This window comes from Methylomonas sp. (genome assembly GCF_023228165.1).
Taxonomy (GTDB): Bacteria; Pseudomonadota; Gammaproteobacteria; order Methylococcales; family Methylomonadaceae; genus Methylomonas.
In genome coordinates, this window is sequence record NZ_JALOBS010000004.1 from 36,996 (window position 1) to 59,119 (window position 22,124).

The following is a 22,124-nucleotide window of genomic DNA, read 5'->3' on the forward strand; positions in this document are numbered from 1 at the left end:
TTTCAGCATGTCTCACTGGCCTTGCAGCATATCCATGCGTAACCGGTGTGACATGACTGACATTTGAGGATGCGGCCATGCAAGCTCAAGTCAAAATTCCCGCAGTAGCGATTCGTCAACAACATTACAGCGATCTGGTCGCTGGTAGCGACGGCTCGGCCAATAGCGTCTGGCTGGCACAGATTATTGCCAGTTGGCTGGTGGGAGAGGGTGCCTTACCTGACAGACTGGGGCTGAGTGACAGTCAATTCCGCCAATTACTGAGGCAACAATTTAGCGGTCATGCAGTAATGGAACAGGCGCCTTCCGGCAGCAATCCGGATTTTAGCCGCATGCTGGAAAAGCAGGATTTGGAGCAATTGTTAAGGCAGTCTGCAACCGCAGAGTACGCGGAAACCGAATGGCTGATCACCATCATCGTGGCTGCTTGTTTAGGCAGCGACCATCTCTGGCAGGACTTGGGATTATGGAGCCGCAAAGAATTATCAGCCATGCTGATACACAATTTTCCCCAGCTGGCGGAACGCAATAGCAAAGACATGAAATGGAAGAAATTTCTGTACAAACAACTTTGCGAAGCGGAAGGGCTTTTCGTTTGCCGGGCACCTTCCTGTGAAGTGTGCCAGGATTATCCGCAATGTTTCGGGCCGGAAGATTAAATTTCGCTGCACCTCGATGCTGATTTTTCTATGTAAGTCCGGAAGCTTTCAAGAAACGACCGATAGCCTATTCGGTGGTCTGTGTATCCTGCGTTAGCAACAAACGCATGGGTAGCATGCCCGATAAATTAAAACCCTGTCGTAGGTAAAAGCGTTGCGCAGCCAGATTGGTCTGATCCGTTAACAGCGTGATGCGTCTACAACCGGTTGTATAAGCAACATCCTTGGCATGACCGAGTAAGCGGGCGCCAAGGCCGGTGTTACGAAAATCGGGGTGTACCACCATATCCTCCAAGATGGCTACCCGGCCACCTAATGCGGTTGAAACGCTGTAAAGCAGGCTGAGCATGCCGACCGCTTTTTCACGATACCGGGCAACAAATATAGTGCCAATAGTCTGGTCGGCAATAATCTCGGTAAGTGCCCGCTGTTGGATGGACGGATTTGCCTGAAATTCATGTTCCTGGCTGAACAATATGCCCAGCAGCTCGCAGAGTGCAGAGATATCGTGCTCATTTGCCGGAGAAATTTCGATTGAATCACGCATGGTTTACTTAGCAGATTTGGCCTTGTTCATCGAATGTCAGCAGGGTCAACTCGCCGTCGGCATCGGTAATTTCGGCTTGCCGTAATACCCCGTTATCATCATAAGTGTAACTATGCAGCAATTCGGTTTCACCGTACACGCATTTTTCACAGCGGACCATGCGGTTCCGCGCGTCAAAATAGCCTTTGAAAAAGGTGTTGCGGTTAGCTAGACCGCCGTCTTCTATTTCGTTGACCAATTTCAGTGGGAGTTTAACGCCGCTGTAGCTAATAAAATAGCGGCTGACTAAGTCTTCTAAATTCATGGCGCTGATGGGATAGTTAAAAAACTTATTAAAAGCAAGGTTTATGCCGGCCAATCATGCCGTGAACTGCTTGAGCTCTGCCGATATTGCCGAGGTGACTGTCAGACAATCCCTTTAGCTTGTAGCGTTTACTACATCGTCATCTCCCCCAAAGCGGCGTCAAATATCAGCGCAGCCGGCCTTAGTATTTGGCGTCGATTTTGCTTGAATGCAATTTTCAATCAGCCAAATGCGTATGAAACTGTTTCTGGATTGGACGTCTTATGAAAACGCCGGTATGGGTGATGCCTATGCGGATATCCCCAAACACGGCGCGGATTATGCGAAAGCAGTCGCGGTCTGTATCGGCAGCAAGCAATGCGAGCAGACCGGTAAAGGGGTGATGTGTCCCAGTTATCGGATTAGCGGCAATCCGGTTTTATCGCCGGGCGGTCGGGTCAAACTTTTAAAAGCCGCCTTAAATGCCGAGGATGAGCAGGTATTTCTGAACCCGAGTCCGGCGCTTGCTGACGCAATGGCCTTATGCGTGTCCTGTAAAGGCTGTAGGCGCGAATGCGAAAACGAAGTAGACATGGCTTTGATTAAGGCCGAGTTTCTGGCTCAACAGGTGGCGCAGCACGGCTTGTCGTTACGCCGGCGTTTATGGGGCGAGTTACCCAAAATACTCTGTTGGCGGATAGTGCGTCCATTGTTGCTATTGCGTAATCAATTGGGCTGGCTGGCGCGTCTGTTAGAGGCGGGCTTGGGTATCAGCGCCAAAATTCGCTTGCCTGTGCCTGCCCGACAGCCTTTCCGTTACGGTTCGTCGGCTAAGGATGCTGTGTCTATCGGATCGGTAGAGAAACAAGTCGTATTGTTTGTCGATACCTTTAATCATCATTTTAATCCCGCCGCCGCCGAAGCAGCGCAAAGGTTGTTAAAGGCCGGCGGCTATCAAGTACATATTGCCAGACCGTTGGATGAAGATGAGCCGCAGCGGCCGCTGTGTTGCGGTCGGACCTATTTTTCCAACGGCCGGTTAGATAAGGCCAGACACGAGGCGCAACGCCTACTTAAAGCATTAGAGAGCCACGTTCAGGCAGGGCGCAGCATCGTCGGTTTGGAGCCGTCCTGCATACTCAGTTTGCGAGATGAATACCTGAAACTGGGGCTGGGCGAGCCAGCGAAAAAAATGGCGGAGAAAGTGGTGTTGCTGGAGGAGTTTATCGTCAGAGAGCAAACCGCCAAGCGCTGGACTCTGGAGTTTCAGGCTTTGCCGGAAGTCTCTCGTCTATTGCTGCACGGCCATTGCCATCAAAAAGCGGTCGGCGCCATCAAATCGGTTCGCAAGCTGTTAAAGCAGGTGCCTGGATTGGATTTTGAATTAATCGAATCATCCTGCTGCGGCATGGCCGGTAATTTCGGCGTCGAAGCCGAGCATGTCGAGCACGCCCAGGCCATGGCCGAACAGGCGTTATTTCCGGCCTTGCGCGCGGAGCCCGATGCCTTGTTGGTCAGCAATGGCTTTTCTTGCCAACAGCAGATCCAGAATGGCGGCTTTGCCGAGCCGCTGCATCTTTCCCAAGTATTATGCATGGCCTTGCCGTCACAGGAGTGATGAGATGAAATTACAGATCGAGAAACGTTATCTGGAACCGTTGTTGAGCGAGCACCCGCGCTTGCACACTTTGAGCGATCAATTGCGGCTCGGCAATAAAGCCCAGGTCAGTTACGACCAACTCAGCGAGCTTGAACTCGCCAGTCTGGCCGGGATTTATGCGCAAGCCGGTGAGGCTTTGCAACAACAGGCTGCGTTATTAAATGCCTTGCAACAAGCCATGGCGGCTCACAGTCAACGCTATAATGCCGAGCAACTGGAAATGCTGTTGCCGGCCATCGCCCGTTATCTATTGGAAGGGGCGATACGCGGCTGGCTGTTTCATGTCGAACCGTCCGGCAGAACGCTGGCTTATCTGATTACCCGCCTGGATTACACGCCGCCGGGCGAGGAAGAAGCTGGGCGTATTCTGATCGAGCTGAAAGCCAACAGCAAAGGCAAAATTGCCAATGAAACCCTGATCATACGCAGCAAGGATTTGGCCGATAAAACCATTCCGGAAATATTTGCCGGCAAAAGTTATTTGAAGGAAACCGCCGATTTGATCGCCGGCTACGACGAAGCCGCCGGCCGCTATTTCGACTGGCGGGCCCGTTACGGCGAACAGTTCTCCGGCTGGGGAACCGGTGTGTATGCCGACGATCCGACCGCCAGCCATCGCAACAGTGATTGGACTCGCAAAAATACGGTGGTGTTATCGTCCGGCGGCGGTGCCTGCCGCTTGGTTAACGATGAAAATATTCTCAGCGAGCGAGCCTTAAGCCTGGATGCCTCAGGCGATATTTTGGGTACCTATCTGCGCAAGGCAGGTAAAAGCATGCGCTACGACAGCAAAACCGAAGCGGCGGTCGAGGCTTATAAAGAAGAGATACCGGCCGGTTTGTTCACCGAATTGCCGATGCACGGTTATATCCTGACCTTTCATCTGGAATTGCATCACCACGTTTGGGTGCATGTCGACGATATGCAGCCCTATGTCTACCAACCGGACTTGAAACAAAAACTAATTTTGCCGCCGGAACAGACCGATTTGATCGACATACTCACCGCGGAAATGGACATGCTGACTGACGATATCGTGGCAGGTAAATCAGGCGGCACCACGGTGCTGTGTGCCGGCCCGGCTGGAGTAGGCAAGACTTTAACTGCCGAGGTATATTCGGAAATCATCAAGCGGCCGCTATACCGGGTGCATTCCGGTCAATTGGGCCTGAATGTGGCCGAAATGGAAAAAACCTTGAAGGAAACCTTGATTCGCGCCCAACGTTGGGGTGCTGTGATGCTGATCGACGAAGCCGATGTGTATATCAAAAAGCGTGCGGATAACTTGGCTTCCAATGCCGTGGTCGGGGTGTTTTTACGGGTGTTGGAGTATTTCAACGGCTTGCTGTTCATGACCACCAACCGGGTGGACGACATTGACGAAGCGATTATTTCTCGTTGTATCGCCATGATTCGCTACCACTCGCCGGACCATGCCGACCGCTGCAAAATTTGGCGGGTGATGACCCAGCAATTTTCCCTACCGGTTGCGGAAGCCTTAATCGACGAGTTGGCTAGTGTGTTCCCTGGAGCCTCCGGGCGGGACATTAAAGGCCTTACAAAGCTGGTCGCTAAGTTTTGCCAACAAAAGCAGTTGGAACCGGATTTGGATGTGTTCAAACGCTGTTCAGTGTTTCGGGGGCTGGAGTTGGCGGAAATTTAAAGCGTTGGAGGTTGCCGTTTTCGCTGAATGAATAAGTCAAGCTAAGGTGCGGGCTTACTGGCGATTACGTTTGTGTTGGCCGGATGAGGCTGTTAAAGGATTGAACAAACAGGTAACGGTGTATGGGTAATTGCTTACAAGCGTAATTGTGCGGTTTGCTACAAAACCATTGTCTTTGTCTGGTAATAGCCATGCCAAGCCGGTTTGTTAGTGATATAAGTTTTTGAAAAATAATATAAAAAATCCTTAAATCAACTTGGTAACAATTTTGCTATAGAAGATAGTGGATTTTTCCATTAATTTTTCCTGACTTATCACGGAGTTATCAATGTCAATCAAAGTAATAAAAGAGTTTTCTGAAAAAGCCAAGGTCGATTCGGAACTTAAAGAAAAGCTGAAAGCTTGCCTGAAAATTAAAGAGATGCTGGCTCTAGGCAAGGAATTTGGTTTTGAAATTGATGAAGTGGAATTGTATCCGCCCAACGAACCTCAATTTACCGAAGATCAGCTTTCGGAAAGATTGGCCAAGGCTTTGTTGCGAGTATAAATCTTACCGCCGTGTTTGTAGGGTACGTGCAAGTACGGCGGTTTTTTTAAGTCGGTTATCCTACCTAATCACCTTGCTGGATCAATGTGATATTTGATCTAGGCCCTAGTTTGAAAAGATTAGCTGGCTACGGAAAGTAATATTTACGTTCATGCAGCTTTTTTGGCTGCCGACTGTTCGGATAACTGAATATCGTTTTCTTTATTCAGCCATTTGTCATATTGGGCTCTTGTATCGGGATTAATTAACACGTCACACGCTTCTCGAAGTTGCATGGCAATTGCTATGCACTCATCCTCTCTATCTTTAAAATTATCAGGATGATTTAACTGCATTAGTGCTTTGAAAGCAGCTTGAATGACCTCTGTAGGTGCATCTTGAGTTACTTTTAAAATATTGTAGTAATTTTGATGTTCCTGCATTCGTTCGCCTTAGAATAATTACTTTTATGCCAAAAATAGAATTGGGAGAGACTGTTCTTGACGTAAATTGAAATTATTAAGCAACCTGAGTGCCAATCGCGGCTGGTTACTGCTAGATGGCGGTATATAAGACGAGAAAGGCAGAAAATCGCTAAATATGGAAAAATCAGCTGCCATACTCGTCAGGAATTGTCATAAATGGCAGTTGCTGGTGTATGAACTGTCATTTTGAACCGGCGGAAACTTTAAATTGTTGTTTCTTGCCACTAATGATTGTGCCGCGCTATCGTAGAATTAATGGGCATACGATAACCAGAGATATCGATTGCCATTTTTTGCCAATAGTCGGGTCGGTAATGGCTGAACCTTAGCGGGAAAACACCTTTAAAGGAAGAAAAACACTTGTTTAGCGAAGGCTACTTTAATGATGTAAAACAGACAGAATAATGCGGCACCGAAGGCTATCCAGCGTTTTTGGCCTTGTTCGCGCATGGTCATCAGCCCCAGACCGATGAAAACGAACATCAAAATCAATTTGGCTACAATCCAGCCATAACTACCGGCTAACCAGTTGCCTTGAAAAACCAAGCCGAAACCCGTTAGCAGTAATAAGCCCGCCAAAATGTGGGGCGACAATTTGATCCATTTCTGTTGCAGCATCTCCGGACGGTATTGGGCCAGCGCAACCCTGCCAAGGAAGCCAAAGGTAACCAGAGCAACAAATAAAAGATGTATATGTTTAAGCATAGTTAGAAGGATTTATGTGTGGTTAATATTGGCAATACTCTACGCCGAATGGCTTGATATGCAAAACCGGATCTTAAAATGATGTGATGCTAAAGCATTCATGAGTGCATAACGTCGCACTTTCCCGTCTGGATGGCGAGGCGTTAGATGTTTGGATCAGAATTTGCTATTGTCTGGCGCGCGTTCTTAGGGGCTGAACGGTAGACAAATTCGAAGAGTCGAATTGCGGTACTGGCAGGGCGGGGGAACACCGCAACCCTAAGATTATTAGGATTGCGGTTAACTTTTCGCGAAATTAGATGATGGTCACTTCTTCGGCTTGCGGGCCTTTAGGGCCACGGCCTAATTTAAATTGTACGTGTTGGCCTTCGTCCAGCGTTTTGTAATTATTGCTGGTAGACAGGATATTTCTGAAATGTACGAATACATCCGGGCCTTGTTGTTGTTCGATAAAGCCAAAGCCTTTGTCTGCGTTAAACCATTTAACCACACCGGTTGTCATTGTAGTAGACATGAAAAGAGTCCTATAAAGAGTGTAATTGAGCCTTGTGTAAAGGCGGATATAGCTGGTAAATGTGGAAATTACGAAATGAAAAACAGGACGAATAACTACAGAAGAGACATCGAATCGGTAAACACTGGTAACACTTAATTTCTAGCTGGAGCCTATTCTAGGCTGATTAAAGGTAATGTCAATTTTATTATGCGGATGAGAGGAAATACTTATTGGCACTGTTTAAATTTATATTTCTTTTTAAAAAAAACTACTCGATTAATATTTTGCGAATAGTGCGAATATTGATTCCAATCGCCACGCTTTCGGCAATCAAGGCGGGCCAGGCCTGCCAGTACACATCATTTATTATCCAGGCCGCACTGGACGCCAATAGCGCAATGCGCATTGCACGGTTGTTAAAATAATATAGGGCCAAAGTGGTGTTGCTAACCGCAAAGGCTGGCAGTAATGACATATAACCCTGCCAAGACAAGTGGGTTAAACCGGCGAAAATCACCACAAACCCAACGACTGAAGCGTGTTTGAATAGCTTTTTGGGATGTAGTCCGGATAATAGAGTCCTTAAAGCCGTAACAGCCATGCTCAGGCCAGCAGTCCAGGCCCCTAACAGCACATATTGCAGAGCCCACAATAAAGCGCCTAATGCAGACCAACGGCGAAATTCATCTTCGCCTTGTAAATAATAGGAGCGCCATTCGACAAAAATGCCTACAGCGCCGATTAGGTAGGCCGGCAAGATCGGGTTTGCGGCAAGAGTCAATTGGGTTGCGTTGCAGATAATTAAGTCCCATTAGTTTTTGACGCCTAAGATAGCCGCATTGCTGTTAAAAATAACCCATAAATGTTGCCCTGGTTCTATGCCCATGTCGATAACGCTTTTGGGGGTATTCAGGACAGCAAGGGTTTCGCCTCCGGCCAGTAATACCATCACTTCGGCGTTAACCTGATCCTGCTGTACTCGAAGCACCCGGCAAGGAAGGCGGTTATTGACCAAAAAAGCGTTGTGATCGGCATCCGAGGCTAAGGTAATATCGGAGCTATTGATCAATAACAATGCGTCCGCACCGACGCGTAAGCCCATTTCTTCTATAGAGGCCAGGGTTGTGGTGACAACAATCTGCTCCCCGTCCTTTAATTTAACCAACACTTCCGCGCTTACAGTGCCGATTTGAATGTCGATTATGTGGCCGAACAATTGGTTGCGAGCGCTGGTTTTCACCACCAAACGCTGTAATAGTAAAATAATATTGGGATCATCCAGCAGATCTTTATTGAGTTGGGCAAGGAATTGTTGATGCTGGATTTGCAGGCGGTCAAACAAGTTTAAAAACGCCCGGCCGGTTTCGGTCAAGCGGGTGCCGCCGCCTTTGCTGCCGCCGGTCATGGTGTTTATCAATACTTTCGGAGAACCGTTATTGGCGCGCTCGATGATTTGCCAGGCACCTTTATAGCTCAAGCCCATTTGTTTTGCCGCTTGGTTGATAGAACCGCTTAGATCGATCGCTCTCAATAAACCGATCATGCGGCTATCAAGCATACCGGCTAAGCGTAAGTCGGCTTCAATGAACTGGGACGGCGGATTGACGGTAGGCTTTTGCGGCATGGTGATTGCAATTTACGCTGGTTTTTGGGCGGTAAAAATCAGATATTCGGTGAGCTTTTCGCTGAATAACCGGTGTTGGGCCAAACCGACCAAAAAATTGGCGGTTTGCGCCGGGGTGCGGAAACCCAGCCATTGGCTGATTTTTTGTACCGGTTGCAGGCGTTTGGCCACTTTGTACATGTAATCGGCCGAGGGCAGAGTTTGGGCGGTAATGTCCTGACAATTAACCTCCGCAAACCCCTGTTGTTGTAATAATTGGGTAAATTCATCCCGTGTGCACAGGTTGGGCACGGCCCAGCCGTTTAAGCAGGTCAGCAAGGCTTGCCATTGCCGAGCATTAAATCGGCGTTGCAATAAAAAGCCGTCGCAGACTACGATGCGTCCACCGGGTTTTAATACCCGCCAAGCTTCGCGCAAAAAATCGCCCTTATTCAATGCATGGCAAGAACTTTCCAAGGCCCACACCACGTCGAATGACGCGTTGGCAAACGGCGTTTGACAGAAATCCGCCACTTCAAATGTTGCTAATCCGGACACGCCGTGTCTATTGGCGTGTTGGCGCGCGTAGTCGGCTTGCTTGGCGCTGATGGTGATTCCGGTTACCCGATTGCCCTGTTGTTTGGCCATCCAGATACTGCTGCCGCCGATACCGCAGCCGGCATCCAGGACATTTTCGTCAGGTTTGATAGCGGCTTTTTGGTATAAAACCTGGTTTTTATTCAATAAGGCCCGGTGTTGTTGATAAGGGCTGGTTTGATCCCAGTATCCGTAATGCAGCGCCAAATTATCGCTATTGCACCAGGCAAACAGATAATCGCGGTAGCATTCGTCGTAATGACGGGTGGCGTCGGCCTTAATGGCTTGGCAGGGGTTGTCGCTATGGTCGGATTGGGTAAGGTCGCGGTAATCCCGGTTAGGCTCTATGGTGTAAATCATGGTTGGGTAAGATTGGGATTTTAAGGTTTGCCGCGTTGAGTTAGTGGTGATTTAAGCTTGCTGACCATTATAATTCAGTTCCAGAATGTTCTTCGTATCGCCACGTGGGTTGCTGAACAGTGGATGACTGATTTTTAGCACGTTGAAGATTTGCTGAATGGGTTGCTGCTTGAGATTGTCGGGATCAACGCCGTAGCGGATTTTAAACAGACTGCGCTGTCTTCCGGCTGGAAAATAGGCCAGAATTTCCGCTAAACGCTGATCGATCAGTTGCTGTGCCAACAACAATTGCGGATTTATGCCTTTGCGGGCGGACTGTGTCGCTGTGAGATCAAAGCCGGTTGCAGTTGTCGAGTCGGCCGATTGCGCCTGCGTGCTTTTCTTGCGCATCTCCAACAAGCGGCTGCTTTTACCGCTCGCCAATAGGGTCGTGCTGGTTTGTTCGGGTTTAAAGTCAGTCATGTTCAGCGGGTTTGGGTTCTGCGTGGGCGGCTTCGTGAATTAAATTGCGTATTACCACGGAGGCGCATACGCCGCCGAAAGCCGCCGGTAAATAAGAGATGGTGCCATAGGCGGACTTTTTGTAATTGCTGCCGTCGGTAAACATCAGCGAATCCTTGTTGACCACTTCCGGTGAAAACACCACTTTGACGCCGCGACTGATGCCGTGTTTGCGCAGCCGGGTGCGGATGAACTGGGCAAACGGACAGTTATAGGTTTTGGAAATATCCACCACTTTTAGATGAGTCGGATCCAGCTTGCCGCCAGCGCCCATTGAGCTGATGATTTTCATTTTCCGGGCTTTGGCGGCGCGGATCAGGTGGATTTTAGGGGTCAGGCTGTCGATGGCATCGACGACGTAATCATAATGGGTATCGAGCAGTTCGGCGGCGGAGTCCGGCGTGATGAATTCGTGTTTAATCGTCAGCTTCAAATCCGGATTGATAGCCAGTAAACGTTCGCCCATCACATCGGCCTTGGACTGTCCAATCGTGGTCGCCAAAGCCGGTAACTGGCGGTTGCGGTTACTGGTTTCCACCACGTCGCCATCAACGATAGTCATTGCTCCCACGCCGGCCCGACATATGAATTCCGCGGAAAACGATCCCACTCCACCCATGCCGACCACCAATACATGGGATTTTTGTAAGCGTTCCAGTTTAGCGTCGCCTATAAGAAGTTCGGTGCGGGAAAGCCAGCTTAAGTCAGTCATTGAGAAACACGTTTGAAAAATTAGTATGGATTTGTCGGCGCAAGTGTGCGGGGTCAATTCCGCGTATTTTAGCCGCTGCCGCATAGATTGTATCAATTGAGAGGTCGGCAGCGTCGGTTTCCAAAAACAGCCTATTGATGGGTATAGCCTGTAAAGTTTGACTTGCCGGGCTGCCGGGCAGTAACAGCGCTTTGCCAAACGATATATAACAGCCGTGCTGGATCAGTTGCGCAGCCAAGCCCGGTCTGCCGGTAAAGCCGTGCATGATCCAGGCTTGGCTGGGAGCCTGACTTTTTTTCAAGTGCAGCAATTCGGCAAAGGCTCGCACGCAATGGATGATCAGCGGTTTACCAAAATCCTCGGACAGTTGGATTTGGCGGCTGAATACCTCAATCTGCATGCTCATCGGCGTGTCGATACACTTGTCCAGGCCGCATTCGCCGATAGCCAATAGCTTGGGGTGGTCTTTTAAGGCGATAAGGGCTTGCAAAGCGGAATCGATATTTTGACGCTCGATAAACCAGGGGTGTATGCCTAAGCTGAAATAACAGCTGCCGCTAATTGAATCTTCCGGGCGACTGGATGTTTGGGCTAAGGTATAAACCTGGGCGTCGGCAAGTTCGTGCGCGTCGAGACTAAGGATTTGGCTGTGGCTCGCGTGGCTAAATTGATGGCAATGAATATCAATCAGGTCTTGAGCGGGCGAGGTTTTTCCAGGCATTTAAGCCGATAAGCAAATTTTGTTGAGGTATTGCCGGTCTAATCGGCTATCTATGGGCTACGAGTTACGCCGTCAAGCACTGACCACCAACAGGATATTGTTACTGACTACCCAGCTGTAAAATGCATCGGCGCTGAATAAGGAGGCTGTGGCCCAGCAACTGCCGATATTGCGGCGGGCGAAATACAACACGGCGATGAATTCCACGCAAAGCAGTTTGAGTGCAAAAATAGCCAGCCCCAAACCCATGGTGCCGGCAAAAAAGATCAGTATCGGGTTAACTTCGGTCGCATAATTAAACTTAAGCCCGAAATAGGTGACGATGCCGTCGGCGGTATGTAGCAGGGCAAACAGCAGAATCAGCGAGGTATTGATGAAGAGTTTAAATTGCGCGGGGTCGATGCTGAGGATTGCGGTATGAGGTGAACGGTTGTAAATGCAAGCACATCTTAAAGATAACGCTAAGTCATTGACGGTATAGGCTAAAACGCGGCCAGCGCTCTTCAATGGGCGGAGTATATTCGTTTTCATGGCCCCTCTCCTGTATCAAACGATTTCGGCTTCAACTTATACCAAAACGTCGTTTTTTCCTAATTTACAGAGAGAATTGTCGCGATCTTTCACCAAAATGTTGATGTGAGTCAAACTTTTAACGGGATTGTCTGCTAGGGCCTTAGTACCAAAAACAATAGACAACTATTCTGACGCCCACGATGTTGCCGGGTAAATAGATTGATCACCACTGCCAGATACAGCCAACCGAGTACGCGGATATAGGTGATGTTCGTCGCTGAAACATGATTGGGTTTCGCGACGTTAAATTGCCGATGCAGGCATTTGGGTGAATTGGCCTCATCGTGATGGCTAGCCCTTTTTCATTGAGTCGGTATAATAGAAAAATTGCTCAGATTTGCATCTATGCATATTGTCTATTTAGCGTAATATTTTGGCGTAGCAAAGAAAATTTATATAAAAATCCCTCTTATAAATCAATACAATTAATGTAATGGCGCAATACATATTTTCGATGAATCGGGTTGGCAAGATTGTGCCGCCCAAGAAGTACATTCTTAAGGATATTTCCTTGTCCTTTTTCCCGGGCGCCAAAATCGGTGTGTTGGGTTTGAATGGCTCCGGTAAATCCACGTTGCTGCGGATCATGGCCGGGGTTGATAAGGAAATTGAAGGCGAAGCGATTCCTTTAAAAGGCATCAATATCGGATATCTGCCTCAGGAGCCGCAACTCGATCCGAATAAAACCGTGCGCGGCAATATCGAAGAAGCAGTGCAACCCATTAAGGATGCTTTGGCGCAATTGGATGCGGTGTATGCCGCTTATGCCGACCCGGATGCGGATTTCGACAAACTGGCCGCCGAACAGGCCAAATTGGAAGATATTATCAATGCATGCGATGGGCATAATCTGGATCGTACCTTGGATATTGCCGCCGATGCTTTACGTTTGCCGGATTGGGATGCCGATGTCACTAAGCTATCCGGGGGCGAGAAACGCCGGGTGGCTTTATGCCGATTATTGTTGTCCAAACCCGATATGTTGTTGCTGGACGAGCCGACTAACCATTTGGATGCCGAATCGGTTGCCTGGCTGGAACGCTTCCTGCACGACTACGCCGGTACAGTAGTTGCGGTCACTCATGATCGTTACTTCCTGGATAATGTGGCCGGCTGGATTCTGGAGCTGGATCGCGGCATGGGTATACCTTGGGAAGGTAATTACTCGTCGTGGCTGGAGCAAAAGGAAAAACGCCTGGAACTGGAAGAGAAGCAGGAGTCATCGCGCCAAAAAGCCATGAAGGCCGAATTGGAGTGGGTGCGCTCAAATCAAAAAGGCCGGCACGCCAAGGGCAAGGCGCGTTTGGCGCGCTTTGAAGAATTGTCGTCGGTGGAAGTGCAAAAGCGCAACGAGACCCAGGAGATTTATATTCCGCCCGGACCGCGTCTCGGCGATGTGGCGATCGAAGCCGATAACATCAGCAAAGGCTTCGGCGATCGTTTATTGATTAATAATTTAAGCTTCAAACTACCGCCAGGTGGTATCGTCGGGATCATTGGACCGAATGGGGCGGGTAAAACCACTTTGTTCCGCATGATGGCAGGTTTTGAAAAACCGGATGCCGGCGAGATCACCATCGGTCAGACCGTGCAGCTGGCTTATGTCGATCAATTGCGCGACGACATGGATAACAACAAAACCGTTTGGGAGGAAGTCTCCGACGGTCTGGATGTGATCACGGTCGGTAAATACGAAACGCCATCGCGGGCCTATCTGGGTCGATTCAATTTCAAGGGTGGTGATCAGCAAAAACGTATCGGCGAGTTGTCCGGAGGTGAGCGTAATCGGGTGCATTTGGCCAAGCTGTTGAAAAGCGGCGGCAATGTGTTGCTGCTTGACGAACCTACCAACGATCTGGATGTCGAAACTTTGCGGGCTCTGGAAGAAGCCTTACTGGCGTTCCCAGGTTGTGCGGTGGTTATTTCGCATGACCGTTGGTTTTTAGATCGGATTGCTACCCACATCTTGGCCTTTGAAGGAGACAGTGAAGTAGTCTGGTTTGAGGGTAATTATGCTGATTACGAAGAGGATAGGCATCGGCGCTTGGGAACTGATGCCGATAATCCGCATCGTATCAAATACAAAAAAATTGTTTAGGGTTGGTAGCTTATTTAGCGATTTCCACGTCTCGGTTTAATACTATTGAGGCGTGCAATAATTGATGTTAGAAAGGCTGATCAAAGATAAATATTTTTGCGTATCGGAGTGGATTCTCTGAAACAAAACTAACCAAAATGAAAATTAATATCCGGCTAGACTTGAAATACTTTAACCCGACCCGACTATGTTTCTTTATCTGCGAGGATAGCCCCGGTCGCAGTGTGTTGAAATCAACAGGTATAGTAGGTAATGTATAGCCGCAGCCTGAACAATAATAAGGAGAAAGAGGATGTCGAAAGCACAAAACTTGCAGGATAGTTTTTTGAATGCTCTGAGAAAAGAGCATACCCCTGTGTCAATTTTTTTGGTCAACGGTATCAAGTTGCAAGGTCGAGTTGATTCCTTCGATCAATATGTGGTGATGTTAAAAAACACCGTTAATCAAATGGTATACAAACATGCGATTTCCACTATTGTGCCCAGCAAAAACGTTAATATGCATCGCGATGCCGATGCCAGTGATGAAAGCTAAGAGGTTTTTGTTTGTTTGAACGTCCTGATGCGGGTGAGCGAGCAGTTCTCGTTCACCTAAATTTGCAAGTTGGGCAAGAAGATCTCGACGAGCTCAAAGAACTGACCAAATCCGCCGGTGCCCAGACCGTCGATGTAGTGACCGGTAGCCGGCAGCGGCCCGACCCAAAATATTTTGTCGGCAAAGGCAAGTTGGACGAAATCAAAGCGGTTGTTATCGCGCGGCAAGCGGACATTGTTATCGTTAATCATCCTTTATCTCCCAGCCAGGAGCGCAATCTGGAAAGAGCCCTGGAAGTGCGGGTGGTGGACAGAAATGGCTTGATTTTGGATATTTTTGCCCAACGCGCCCAAACCTTCGAAGGTAAATTGCAGGTTGAATTGGCACAACTCAAGCATTTGTCGACTCGCTTGATTCGGGGTTGGACTCATTTGGAACGGCAAAAAGGCGGTATCGGTCTGCGCGGTCCCGGCGAAACCCAGCTGGAGACCGATCGGCGTTTGCTGGCCGTGCGGATTAAACAAATTCAGCAGCGCCTGGAGAAAGTGCAAAAACAGCGGCATCAAGGTCGCAGTAAGCGCAAAAAAGCCGAAATTCCCACCGTATCATTGGTGGGTTATACCAATGCCGGTAAATCGACATTATTCAATACCCTGACCGGTGCCGATATTTATGCGGCAGACCAATTGTTTGCGACTTTGGATCCTACCTTGCGGCATTTGGCTGTTGGCGATAGCGGCGAGGTGGTGTTGGCCGATACCGTGGGATTTATCCGTCACTTGCCTCATGAACTGGTGGCTGCGTTTCGGTCAACCTTGCAGGAAGCCAGCGAGGCCGATTTGCTGCTGCATGTGATTGATGCTCACGCGGAAGATAGGGAGGACACCATCTTTCAGGTTAATCAAGTGCTGGACGATATCGAGGCCGGCAAAATTCCACAATTAAGAGTATTCAATAAAATCGATTTGCTCGATGGTGTGTTGCCGCATATCGACTGCGATGAGCAGGGCATGCCGGTGAATGTCTGGATTTGCGCGCAAACTGGGGCGGGTTGCGATTTATTGCAGCAGGCTTTGTCGATGTTTTTTGCCAACAGTAAAATCATCAAGAGATGTTTTCTGCCGGCCAGTCAGGCCGGTATGAAAGCCAAATGGTTTGGTTTGGTTCGCTTCATCAATGAAACAGTCAATGATCAAGGCGATTGCGAATTGACTATTGAAATTGATAAAAAAAACCTCGGTTTACTTAAAGATATCAGGGTTGAGGAAGTTGCTTAACTGCTTGGATTAGCATGTGTGTAGTCCAGTTAGTTGCCCAGTATTTTCGAAATTGCGATAGAATGTCAACCTTTGCTTTGCTGAAAAACATGGTAGTTTTCAGTTAACGAACAAAGATTCAAAGTTTACAATCCAATTGGAGTGTTTGGTATGTCTTGGAATGAACCCGGTGGTGATAATAAAGACCCCTGGAGTGGTCGCAATAAAGAAAACAGTCCGCCCGATCTGGATGAAGTCATTCGTTCATTGCAGGACAAACTAGGCGGTATCTTCGGCGGTCGTTCCGGAGGCGGTGGCGATCCTGAGGGCGCGGCCATGAAAGGCATTGGTTATCTGGCTGCGGGCGCTTTGGTTTTGTGGGTGCTAAGCGGTCTTTATACTGTCGACGAGGGTACTCGCGGCGTGGTTACCCGTTTCGGTGCTTATGTCGAAACCACTAACCCCGGTCTGAATTGGCATATGCCGGCGCCCATCGAACAAGTACAAGTTATCAATGTTGAGCAGCAACGCTTCATTGAGGTCGGCTACAGATCCGGTAGTGGTCAAGCCATGGGATCGGTACCTAAGGAAGCCATGATGTTGACCAAAGACGAAAATATCGTCGATGTGCGATTGGCGGTGCAGTATCAAGTTAAAGACGCAAAAGATTACGCATTCAACGTGTTGGATCCCAATTCGACTCTGAAACAAGTGACCGAGAGCGTAGAGCGCGGTGTGATTGGCGCCAGCAATATGGATTTTGTCTTGACCGAAGGCCGTAGCGAAATCGTCATGGCGATTAAAGCGGAAATCCAGGCGGTTATGGACACTTATAAAGCCGGCATATTGGTTACCAGTGTCAATCTTCAGGATGCTCAACCACCCGAGCAAGTGCAAGGCGCTTTTGAAGATGCCATTCGTGCCCGCGAGGATAAACAACGTTTGATCAACGAGGCGGAAGCCTATTCCAACGATGTGGTGCCTAAGGCACGCGGTGGTGCATCCCGTGTCATTCAGGAGTCGGAAGGTTACAAAGTAAAAGTGATTGCAGAGGCAACGGGTGATGTCAGCCGTTTCTCGCAACTGTTGGTCGAATATAAGAAAGCCCCGGCGGTGACCAAGCAACGTATGTATATAGAAGCCATGGAATCAGTATTGGAACGTTCAAACAACATACTAGTTGATGTAAAAGGGGGTAACAATATCATGTATTTGCCGCTGGATAAGTTGACGAATAAAACCAACGATGAGGTGCAGGCAGCTCCGGTGAGTCACGAAACTGTTTCAACGTCTCCCGCTAGAGAATTTAAAAGTGATATCCGTGCTTCAAGCCGTGAACGCGATGTGAGAGGACGCTAAGATGGGTAATAAAATAGTGGTTGCCGTTGGCGCACTGGTTGTGTTGCTGTCCATGTCGGTGTTTACCGTGACTGAAACCGAGCGAGCCATCAAGTTTCGGTTGGGTGAAATCGTTGCAGTGGACTTTAAACCCGGTATTCATTTCAAAATACCGTTTATTAATAATGTCAAAAAGTTCGATTCTCGCATCCTGACCATGGATTCGACCCCCGAGCGGTTCCTGACCGCGGAAAAGAAGAACGTCATCGTCGACTCTTTCGTCAAATGGCGGATAGCCGATGTCAAAACCTTCTATACCTCGGTAGGTGGCGACATTAACCAGGGCAACATTCGCCTGGATCAGATCATTAAGGATTCATTTAGAAGCGAGTTTAGCAAACGCGAAATCAAACAACTCGTTTCCACCGACCGTAGCGCCATCCGCGAAGCATTGATTACCAATGTCTCGCCCTATGCATTAAAGCTCGGAATCAATATTGTCGACGTACAGGTCAAGCGCATCGACTTGCCTAATGAAGTCAGCAGTTCCGTTTATCAGCGTATGGAAGCCGAACGGGCCAGAGTGGCACGAGAGTTTCGTTCGCAAGGTTCCGAGGCTGCGGAACGCATCCGGGCGGATGCCGATAAACAACGCGAAATCATTTTGGCGAACGCCTATCGCGATTCTGAAGTATTGCGCGGTGAGGGCGATGCTCAGGCCGCCGATATTTTTGCCAAAGCTTATAGTGAAGACAGTGATTTTTACGCGTTTTACCGTAGCATGATCGCTTACAAACAAAGCCTGGGTAAATCCGGCAATATCATGGTGTTGGAACCCGATTCGGATTTCTTCAAGTTCTTTAAGCATCAAAAATAAGATTTATCATTCGTAATGCAGCAGAAAGCGCTCCGCTCCGTGGGGCGTTTTCTGCGATTGGGACAAAGAAAATGCAAAAAAAAGACTCCTGGTTATTACCAGAAGGCATTACCGAGGTGTTGCCGGAACAAGCCGCGCACCTGGAACGCCTGCGCCGCGACTTGCTCGATACTTTTGATTGTTGGGGGTACCAGCTGGTAATACCGCCGTTTGTGGATTTTTTGGATTCGCTATTGACCGGTTCGGGACACGATCTCGATTTGCAAACCTTTAAACTGACCGATCAATTAAGCGGCGAGATGTTGGGCGTGCGTGCCGACATGACTCCGCAAGTGGCGCGTATCGACGCGCACAATCTTAAGCACGAATGGCCGACTCGGCTTTGTTATGCCGGTACCACCTTGCATACCCTGGGTGATCCTTTGGAAAAAACCCGTAGCCCGATGCAGATCGGTGCGGAGCTCTATGGTCATGCCGGTCTTGAAAGCGATTATGAAGTGATCCAGCTGATGTTGGAAATGCTGGCTATCAGTGGTGTACAAAATGTGCATTTGGATATGGGGCACGTCGGTATTTATCGCGCATTGGTCGAACAAGCCGGACTGAGTCGGCAGCAAGAAGCCGAGTTGTTCGATGTGTTGCAACGCAAAGCTAGGACCGAGCTTGCCGAGCTGGTAGATCAATTTTCCATTCCGGCGCATTTCAAAGCGATTTTTAATGCATTGCCCAAATTGAATGGCGGCGTTGAAGTATTGGCTAAAGCCTCAGAATTGCTGGATATCGACAATGATGGTATCCGTACCGCATTACAGGATTTACAAAGTATTGCGCAGAAATTGCAGCGGGATTATCCGTCCTTAACCGTCAGTTTCGATTTGGCTGAATTGCGTGGTTATCATTATCACACCGGTATGGTCTTTGCTGCTTTCGTTCCCACCGTGGGCAGGGAAATTGCGCGTGGCGGTCGTTATGACAATATCGGCGCCGTGTTTGGTCGGGCTAGACCGGCTACCGGGTTCAGCGCGGATCTGAAAGTGTTGGTGTCACTGTTCGATAGCGATGCAGTTTCGGTTCAGCAAAGTGTGTTTGCGCCGCCAGCGGGCGACGATAGTGATTTGTCGCGATTTATCAGAGATTTACGCGCGGCCGGCACCCGAGTGATACAGCAGTTGCCGGGTCAGCAAGGTTCGGCGGAACAATTAGGTTGTTCGGCAATATTGGAAAATCATGATCAACAATGGCTGGTTAAACCATTGGGTAGTCGTTAAAGCATTCATTTAAGATTGGAAAAGCTATGGGTAAAAATGTTGTTGTAATTGGCACGCAGTGGGGTGACGAGGGTAAAGGCAAATTGGTTGATTTATTGACCGAACAGGCCGCGGCTGTAGTCCGTTTCCAAGGCGGTCATAATGCCGGCCACACCTTGGTCATTAATGGTGTAAAAACCGTATTGCACCTGATTCCGTCGGGTGTATTGCGGGAAGGCGTGCAATGCATGATCGGCAACGGGGTAGTGTTATGCCCGGAAGCGTTGCTGAAAGAAATCAATATTCTGGAAAGCTCCGGCGTTCCGGTCAGAAACCGTTTGAAAATCAGTGAAGCCTGTGCGCTGATTTTGCCGGTGCACGTTGCCATTGATCAGGCACGGGAAAGAGCTCGCGGCGATAAAGCTATCGGCACTACCGGCCGCGGTATCGGTCCGGCCTATGAAGATAAAGTGGCCAGACGCGGTTTGCGGGCCGGCGATTTGTTGAATTCAGAGGAATTCGCCAAACGCTTAAAGGAACTGGTCGAATACCACAACTTTATGCTGGTGAATTATTACCATGCCGAGCCGGTCGATTACGATGCTATTCTGAAAAACACGCTAGAGTTGGGCGAATTAATCAAACCCATGTTGACCGATGTGGGTGAAGAGTTGTTGGCGTTTCAAATGCAAGGCAGCAACATCATGTTTGAAGGTGCGCAAGGTGCTTTGCTGGATATCGATCACGGGACCTATCCTTACGTGACTTCGTCGAATACCACGGCGGGCGGCGCGGCGACCGGTAGTGGTGTCGGGCCTTTGGCCATCGATTATGTATTGGGTATCACCAAAGCCTATTCTACCCGGGTTGGCAATGGACCTTTTCCTACCGAATTGTTTGACGGTTACGGTGAACATTTGGGCGTCCAAGGCCATGAGTTCGGCGCCACCACCGGCCGAAAACGTCGTTGCGGCTGGTTCGATGCAGTCTCTATGCGTAAGTCGGCTTTATTGAATAGTTTGAGCGGAATTTGCCTGACCAAGCTGGATGTGTTGGATGGACTGGATAAAATCGGTATTTGCACCGCCTATAAAATCAAGGGTCAAATCACGGAAACCGCTCCGCTGGGAGCGGATCAATACGCGGCTTGCGAAGCGGTCATAGAGGAAATGCCGGGTTGGTCGGGCACTACGGCGGGCGTGACCGAATTCGATCAGTTACCGGAAAATGCCAGGGCCTATATCGCCCGCATCGAGGAATTAGTCGGCGTCAAGGTCACTATTTTGTCCACAGGACCGGATCGCAACGAAACCATTATGCTTGAGAGTCCGTTTGCTTAAAAATATAGGGTCGTTAGAGGCGCGAAATCTTACCTCTCTGCGTCGTTCACAGCTATTTCCTGGAATTGACAACTGTTAGTAACAACAGTACCTTAGCCGGTTTTCTTGCAAGTTGTCTTCAATCCTGAATCTCAAGAGTCATTAATGGAAGAATTTCACCGTATCAGCCGTCTCCCGCCCTATGTATTTAACATTGTCAATGAGCTAAAAGCCAAGGCGCGAGCCGAGGGTGAGGATATCATCGATTTCGGCATGGGGACTCCCGACCAGCCTACCCCGCCGCATATCGTGGAAAAAATGATAGAAGTGGTGAGCCGGGAGGACACGCATCGTTATTCCGTCTCCAAGGGTATTCCGCGCCTACGCAAAGCGATATGTGGTTGGTATAAAAAACGCTTCGACGTTGATCTGGATTACAACAGCGAGGCGATTGTCACTATCGGTTCTAAAGAGGGTTTGTCGCATCTGGCTCTGGCTACCTTGGGGCCGGGTGATGTGGTGTTGGTGCCTAATCCCGCTTATCCGATTCACCCTTACGGAGTGGTCATCGCCGGCGCCGATATTCGGCATGTGCCGTTGACGCCGGGCGTGGATTTTTTTGAGGAATTAAAAAAAGGCATCGCCGAGTCCTGGCCCAAGCCGAAAATGTTGATCCTGAATTTTCCGGGCAACCCCACCAGTCAATGCGTGGAACTGGATTTCTTCGAAAAAATCGTTTCGATTTGTAAAGAACATAATATCTGGATCGTCCATGATATTGCCTATGCCGACATCGTATTTGATGGCTATGTGGCGCCGTCTATTTTGCAAGTACCCGGTGCGAAAGACATTGCCGTTGAATTTTTCTCATTGTCGAAAAGCTACAACATGCCAGGCTGGCGAGTAGGCTTTATGTGCGGGAATCCCACCTTGGTTGCGGCATTGACGCGGATTAAATCCTATATGGATTACGGTACCTTTACCCCGATTCAGGTGGCGGCGATTACCGCTCTGGAAGGGCCGCAGGATTGTGTGAAGGAAATTTGCGAAATGTACCGGGTGCGCCGCGATGTGTTATGCGACGGACTGAATGCGATGGGGTGGAAGGTCGAAAAGCCCAAGGCTACCATGTTCGTCTGGGCGCCGATTCCGGAGGCCTACAAAGCCATGGGGTCGATCGAGTTTTGCAAAAAATTGATCATAGATGCCAAAGTGGCGGTATCGCCCGGTATCGGTTTCGGCCAACACGGCGACGATCATATTCGCTTTAGTCTGATCGAAAATGAGCATAGAACCCGGCAGGCCTTGCGCAGCATCCGCAATATGCTCAAGAAAGACAACGTTGTATAATTGCACGCATTTT

Annotated in this window: 24 protein-coding genes and 1 pseudogene; 12 read left to right on the forward strand and 13 right to left on the reverse strand. The window is 49.0% G+C overall.

The window, feature by feature from the left end:
- The first annotated feature begins 77 nt into the window (after positions 1-77).
- Positions 78-659, forward strand: a complete 582-nt coding sequence (locus M0R33_RS04055; protein WP_292565455.1) for a nitrogen fixation protein NifQ — start codon at positions 78-80, stop codon at positions 657-659.
- A 67-nt stretch (positions 660-726) separates the two neighbouring features.
- On the opposite strand, the gene M0R33_RS04060 is transcribed toward M0R33_RS04055, so the two are convergent.
- Both M0R33_RS04060 and M0R33_RS04065 read right to left on the reverse strand, forming a co-directional pair.
- The gene (locus M0R33_RS04060; RefSeq protein ID WP_292565458.1) at positions 727-1,206 is read right to left on the reverse strand and encodes a GNAT family N-acetyltransferase; all 480 of its coding nucleotides are present in this window, start codon (positions 1,204-1,206) and stop codon (positions 727-729) included.
- A gap of 7 nt (positions 1,207-1,213) precedes the next feature.
- Complete coding sequence (locus M0R33_RS04065; RefSeq protein ID WP_292565461.1) at positions 1,214-1,510, reverse strand: DUF6156 family protein; 297 nt, start codon at positions 1,508-1,510, stop codon at positions 1,214-1,216.
- Positions 1,511-1,745: 235 nt separating this feature from the next.
- Between M0R33_RS04065 and M0R33_RS04070 the strand changes: the two genes are divergently transcribed.
- From M0R33_RS04070 to M0R33_RS04080, 3 genes are all read left to right on the forward strand, one after another.
- A complete protein-coding gene (locus M0R33_RS04070) occupies positions 1,746-3,107 on the forward strand; it encodes a (Fe-S)-binding protein (protein ID WP_292565464.1) in 1,362 nt (453 codons plus the stop codon).
- Positions 3,108-3,111: 4 nt separating this feature from the next.
- The gene (locus M0R33_RS04075) at positions 3,112-4,812 is read left to right on the forward strand and encodes an ATP-binding protein (protein ID WP_292565468.1); all 1,701 of its coding nucleotides are present in this window, start codon (positions 3,112-3,114) and stop codon (positions 4,810-4,812) included.
- A 328-nt stretch (positions 4,813-5,140) separates the two neighbouring features.
- The gene (locus M0R33_RS04080; RefSeq protein ID WP_292565471.1) at positions 5,141-5,359 is read left to right on the forward strand and encodes a Nif11-like leader peptide family natural product precursor; all 219 of its coding nucleotides are present in this window, start codon (positions 5,141-5,143) and stop codon (positions 5,357-5,359) included.
- Between the two features lie 149 nt (positions 5,360-5,508).
- Here the strand turns inward: M0R33_RS04080 and M0R33_RS04085 are convergent, their stop codons facing one another.
- From M0R33_RS04085 to M0R33_RS04135, 11 genes and pseudogenes are all read right to left on the reverse strand, one after another.
- Entirely contained in the window at positions 5,509-5,781 is a 273-nt protein-coding gene (locus M0R33_RS04085; protein WP_292565474.1) for a DnaJ domain-containing protein, read from the reverse strand.
- A 384-nt stretch (positions 5,782-6,165) separates the two neighbouring features.
- Complete coding sequence (locus M0R33_RS04090) at positions 6,166-6,528, reverse strand: SirB2 family protein (protein WP_292565477.1); 363 nt, start codon at positions 6,526-6,528, stop codon at positions 6,166-6,168.
- A 295-nt stretch (positions 6,529-6,823) separates the two neighbouring features.
- Positions 6,824-7,042 (reverse strand): cold shock domain-containing protein, encoded by a 219-nt coding sequence (locus tag M0R33_RS04095; RefSeq protein ID WP_292565480.1) that lies wholly within the window; start codon positions 7,040-7,042, stop codon positions 6,824-6,826.
- 250 nt (positions 7,043-7,292) lie between these two features.
- A complete protein-coding gene (locus M0R33_RS04100; protein WP_292565483.1) occupies positions 7,293-7,805 on the reverse strand; it encodes a YgjV family protein in 513 nt (170 codons plus the stop codon).
- Between the two features lie 30 nt (positions 7,806-7,835).
- Positions 7,836-8,648, reverse strand: a complete 813-nt coding sequence (locus M0R33_RS04105) for a TOBE domain-containing protein (RefSeq protein WP_292565486.1) — start codon at positions 8,646-8,648, stop codon at positions 7,836-7,838.
- Positions 8,649-8,660: 12 nt separating this feature from the next.
- Positions 8,661-9,584 (reverse strand): methyltransferase domain-containing protein, encoded by a 924-nt coding sequence (locus M0R33_RS04110; RefSeq protein WP_292565489.1) that lies wholly within the window; start codon positions 9,582-9,584, stop codon positions 8,661-8,663.
- A 51-nt stretch (positions 9,585-9,635) separates the two neighbouring features.
- Positions 9,636-10,046 (reverse strand): hypothetical protein, encoded by a 411-nt coding sequence (locus tag M0R33_RS04115; protein WP_292565492.1) that lies wholly within the window; start codon positions 10,044-10,046, stop codon positions 9,636-9,638.
- Entirely contained in the window at positions 10,039-10,797 is a 759-nt protein-coding gene (locus tag M0R33_RS04120) for a tRNA threonylcarbamoyladenosine dehydratase (protein ID WP_292565495.1), read from the reverse strand. Before M0R33_RS04120 ends, M0R33_RS04115 begins: the two co-directional genes overlap by 8 nt.
- On the reverse strand, positions 10,790-11,518 hold the full coding sequence (locus tag M0R33_RS04125) for a TatD family hydrolase (RefSeq protein ID WP_292565498.1): 729 nt from the start codon (positions 11,516-11,518) through the stop codon (positions 10,790-10,792). Before M0R33_RS04125 ends, M0R33_RS04120 begins: the two co-directional genes overlap by 8 nt.
- Before the next feature lie 72 nt (positions 11,519-11,590).
- Complete coding sequence (locus M0R33_RS04130; protein WP_292565501.1) at positions 11,591-12,049, reverse strand: DUF5658 family protein; 459 nt, start codon at positions 12,047-12,049, stop codon at positions 11,591-11,593.
- A gap of 185 nt (positions 12,050-12,234) precedes the next feature.
- Positions 12,235-12,363, reverse strand: a pseudogene (locus M0R33_RS04135) (IS3 family transposase); the annotation flags it as partial.
- 161 nt (positions 12,364-12,524) lie between these two features.
- Between M0R33_RS04135 and ettA the strand changes: the two are divergent.
- The 8 genes from ettA to alaC all read left to right on the forward strand — a co-directional run bounded on the left by ettA (position 12,525) and on the right by alaC (position 22,111).
- Complete coding sequence (ettA, locus tag M0R33_RS04140) at positions 12,525-14,189, forward strand: energy-dependent translational throttle protein EttA (RefSeq protein WP_292565504.1); 1,665 nt, start codon at positions 12,525-12,527, stop codon at positions 14,187-14,189.
- A 292-nt stretch (positions 14,190-14,481) separates the two neighbouring features.
- On the forward strand, positions 14,482-14,724 hold the full coding sequence (hfq, locus tag M0R33_RS04145; RefSeq protein WP_013819459.1) for an RNA chaperone Hfq: 243 nt from the start codon (positions 14,482-14,484) through the stop codon (positions 14,722-14,724).
- Between the two features lie 11 nt (positions 14,725-14,735).
- Positions 14,736-16,001 carry a ribosome rescue GTPase HflX gene (hflX, locus tag M0R33_RS04150; protein ID WP_292565513.1) on the forward strand — a complete coding sequence of 422 codons (1,266 nt, stop codon included), beginning with the start codon at positions 14,736-14,738 and terminating at the stop codon, positions 15,999-16,001.
- 150 nt (positions 16,002-16,151) lie between these two features.
- Entirely contained in the window at positions 16,152-17,339 is a 1,188-nt protein-coding gene (gene hflK / locus M0R33_RS04155; protein WP_292565517.1) for an FtsH protease activity modulator HflK, read from the forward strand.
- 1 nt (position 17,340) lies between these two features.
- On the forward strand, positions 17,341-18,195 hold the full coding sequence (gene hflC / locus M0R33_RS04160) for a protease modulator HflC (protein ID WP_292565520.1): 855 nt from the start codon (positions 17,341-17,343) through the stop codon (positions 18,193-18,195).
- A gap of 71 nt (positions 18,196-18,266) precedes the next feature.
- Entirely contained in the window at positions 18,267-19,463 is a 1,197-nt protein-coding gene (locus M0R33_RS04165) for an ATP phosphoribosyltransferase regulatory subunit (protein ID WP_292565522.1), read from the forward strand.
- A gap of 26 nt (positions 19,464-19,489) precedes the next feature.
- Complete coding sequence (locus M0R33_RS04170; protein ID WP_292565525.1) at positions 19,490-20,782, forward strand: adenylosuccinate synthase; 1,293 nt, start codon at positions 19,490-19,492, stop codon at positions 20,780-20,782.
- A 144-nt stretch (positions 20,783-20,926) separates the two neighbouring features.
- Positions 20,927-22,111, forward strand: a complete 1,185-nt coding sequence (gene alaC / locus M0R33_RS04175; RefSeq protein ID WP_292565528.1) for an alanine transaminase — start codon at positions 20,927-20,929, stop codon at positions 22,109-22,111.
- Positions 22,112-22,124 lie beyond the last annotated feature (13 nt).

What these genes read in the sequence shown, in the direction of transcription:
- M0R33_RS04055 (WP_292565455.1), top strand. Translation starts at nt 78, where the DNA reads ATGCAAGCTCAAGTCAAAATTCCCGCAGTAGCGATTCGTCAACAACAT.
- M0R33_RS04060 (WP_292565458.1), bottom strand. Translation starts at nt 1,206, where the DNA reads ATGCGTGATTCAATCGAAATTTCTCCGGCAAATGAGCACGATATCTCT.
- M0R33_RS04065 (WP_292565461.1), bottom strand. Translation starts at nt 1,510, where the DNA reads ATGAATTTAGAAGACTTAGTCAGCCGCTATTTTATTAGCTACAGCGGC.
- M0R33_RS04070 (WP_292565464.1), top strand. Translation starts at nt 1,746, where the DNA reads ATGAAACTGTTTCTGGATTGGACGTCTTATGAAAACGCCGGTATGGGT.
- M0R33_RS04075 (WP_292565468.1), top strand. Translation starts at nt 3,112, where the DNA reads ATGAAATTACAGATCGAGAAACGTTATCTGGAACCGTTGTTGAGCGAG.
- M0R33_RS04080 (WP_292565471.1), top strand. Translation starts at nt 5,141, where the DNA reads ATGTCAATCAAAGTAATAAAAGAGTTTTCTGAAAAAGCCAAGGTCGAT.
- M0R33_RS04085 (WP_292565474.1), bottom strand. Translation starts at nt 5,781, where the DNA reads ATGCAGGAACATCAAAATTACTACAATATTTTAAAAGTAACTCAAGAT.
- M0R33_RS04090 (WP_292565477.1), bottom strand. Translation starts at nt 6,528, where the DNA reads ATGCTTAAACATATACATCTTTTATTTGTTGCTCTGGTTACCTTTGGC.
- M0R33_RS04095 (WP_292565480.1), bottom strand. Translation starts at nt 7,042, where the DNA reads ATGTCTACTACAATGACAACCGGTGTGGTTAAATGGTTTAACGCAGAC.
- M0R33_RS04105 (WP_292565486.1), bottom strand. Translation starts at nt 8,648, where the DNA reads ATGCCGCAAAAGCCTACCGTCAATCCGCCGTCCCAGTTCATTGAAGCC.
- M0R33_RS04110 (WP_292565489.1), bottom strand. Translation starts at nt 9,584, where the DNA reads ATGATTTACACCATAGAGCCTAACCGGGATTACCGCGACCTTACCCAA.
- M0R33_RS04115 (WP_292565492.1), bottom strand. Translation starts at nt 10,046, where the DNA reads ATGACTGACTTTAAACCCGAACAAACCAGCACGACCCTATTGGCGAGC.
- M0R33_RS04120 (WP_292565495.1), bottom strand. Translation starts at nt 10,797, where the DNA reads ATGACTGACTTAAGCTGGCTTTCCCGCACCGAACTTCTTATAGGCGAC.
- M0R33_RS04125 (WP_292565498.1), bottom strand. Translation starts at nt 11,518, where the DNA reads ATGCCTGGAAAAACCTCGCCCGCTCAAGACCTGATTGATATTCATTGC.
- M0R33_RS04130 (WP_292565501.1), bottom strand. Translation starts at nt 12,049, where the DNA reads ATGAAAACGAATATACTCCGCCCATTGAAGAGCGCTGGCCGCGTTTTA.
- ettA (WP_292565504.1), top strand. Translation starts at nt 12,525, where the DNA reads ATGGCGCAATACATATTTTCGATGAATCGGGTTGGCAAGATTGTGCCG.
- hfq (WP_013819459.1), top strand. Translation starts at nt 14,482, where the DNA reads ATGTCGAAAGCACAAAACTTGCAGGATAGTTTTTTGAATGCTCTGAGA.
- hflK (WP_292565517.1), top strand. Translation starts at nt 16,152, where the DNA reads ATGTCTTGGAATGAACCCGGTGGTGATAATAAAGACCCCTGGAGTGGT.
- hflC (WP_292565520.1), top strand. Translation starts at nt 17,341, where the DNA reads ATGGGTAATAAAATAGTGGTTGCCGTTGGCGCACTGGTTGTGTTGCTG.
- M0R33_RS04165 (WP_292565522.1), top strand. Translation starts at nt 18,267, where the DNA reads ATGCAAAAAAAAGACTCCTGGTTATTACCAGAAGGCATTACCGAGGTG.
- M0R33_RS04170 (WP_292565525.1), top strand. Translation starts at nt 19,490, where the DNA reads ATGGGTAAAAATGTTGTTGTAATTGGCACGCAGTGGGGTGACGAGGGT.
- alaC (WP_292565528.1), top strand. Translation starts at nt 20,927, where the DNA reads ATGGAAGAATTTCACCGTATCAGCCGTCTCCCGCCCTATGTATTTAAC.